The following is a 1,482-nucleotide window of genomic DNA, read 5'->3' as shown; positions in this document are numbered from 1 at the left end:
AAACGGAACATATCCGTCAGTGACGAAGCACTCCTCCATTTCGCGCAATCGAGCAATGGAGATGTAAGAAGTTCATTGAATGCACTGGAGCTCGCCGTCCTTTCAACAGAACCCTCTGAAAATGGAACCATTGAGATCACAGTGAATATCGCTGAAGAATGTCTTCAGAAAAAAAGCTTTTCTCATGATAAAGATGGAGATGCGCATTATGACGTACTGAGCGGATTTCAAAAATCCATCCGGGGCAGTGATGTGAATGCCGCCCTGCACTATCTGGGCAGGCTGGTGGAAGCTGGGGACATGCCAAGCATTACCAGGAGACTCCTTGTCATCGCCTATGAAGATATAGGTCTTGCCAGCCCGCAAGCAGGGCAGCGTACGTTAGCGGCAGTAGAGACAGCCGAAAAGATCGGCTTCCCGGAAGCGCGGATTCCCCTCGCCAACGCTGTCATTGAGTTGTGCCTTTCTCCAAAGTCCAATTCGGCGATCAGTGCGATCGATGCTGCCTTACAAGATATCCGAAGCGGCAAAAGCGGCGAGGTTCCTGCTCACTTAAAAGATGCCCACTATGCGGGGGCCAAAGAACTTGGTAGAGGAATTGAATATAAATTTCCTCATGATTATCCATCAGGATGGGTGAAGCAGCAATACCTTCCTGACACTTTGAAAAAAGCACGGTATTATGATCCAAAAGAAACCGGTAAATTCGAAGCGGCGATTTCACAGGTTTACAAAAAAATCATGGGGCAGAAATAAAGGTGGACGGACCCTCTGGATATCCCTCTAATCATGAAAGACCGTTCACATAATACTTCACCGCTCAACATGTTGCGTGTATACAAGTACGGATATCAGCAGGCAGGCTTAAAAAACAACATTGTCACAAGCAAAACTCATAAAAAAATAGGCAGCAGGAGTTTTCACTCCTGCTGCCTATTTTTATTAAGCTGCCACATCACGTTTATTAAAGACTACGAACGCGAGCAAATTGAAAATCACAAAGTAAATGATTAACATCGTTATCGAAAATCCTAATGTCATTCCTTCAACCAATGGCGGCATTGCACCTGTATACATGGTCAATTCCGTATTGGCGAAAAGACTGTATTTCGCCCAGTCGTACTTCATAGCGATAAACGATGTTGCCGTACCCCCCATGAACAAAAGAAATAGTGAAATTCCAATAGCAAGTGAACTGTTTCTGAATACCGCAGATATCATGAAAGCCATAGTCGCCATCATTATAATGCTTATAGTTTTTAATAAGTACGTTTTAATCAAATATAAAATCATGTTCTGCTCTTCAACCGCTCCATCGACGTAAACTAAGTGTTGCTGGCCGTCGCCTGAACCAAACAAAATGGCTCCTGCAATCGTTGACAGGGCAAATAACATTAACAGGAGTGTAATTCCATAAAGCAATACTGTCAGATACTTGGAAAGCAGGATTTTTGTCCTTGAAATAGGTCTGATAAGAAGAAG

1 protein-coding gene and 1 pseudogene are annotated in these 1,482 nt (G+C 43.8%); one reads left to right on the top strand and one right to left on the bottom strand.

What is annotated here, in order from left to right; genetic code table 11:
• Positions 1–756, top strand: a pseudogene (locus BSG1_RS19490) (recombinase RarA); the annotation flags it as partial.
• 186 nt (positions 757–942) lie between these two features.
• Here the strand turns inward: BSG1_RS19490 and BSG1_RS19485 are convergent.
• Positions 943–1,482: DUF2705 family protein (locus BSG1_RS19485; RefSeq protein WP_006838969.1), on the bottom strand; the 540-nt coding region annotated here is incomplete at its 5' end.

The sequence above is a fragment of the Bacillus sp. SG-1 genome (assembly GCF_000181495.1).
Taxonomy (GTDB): domain Bacteria; phylum Bacillota; class Bacilli; order Bacillales; family Bacillaceae_B; genus Rossellomorea.
The sequence above is the reverse complement of the archived record's forward strand: the minus strand, read 5'-3'. Positions and strand labels throughout refer to the sequence as shown.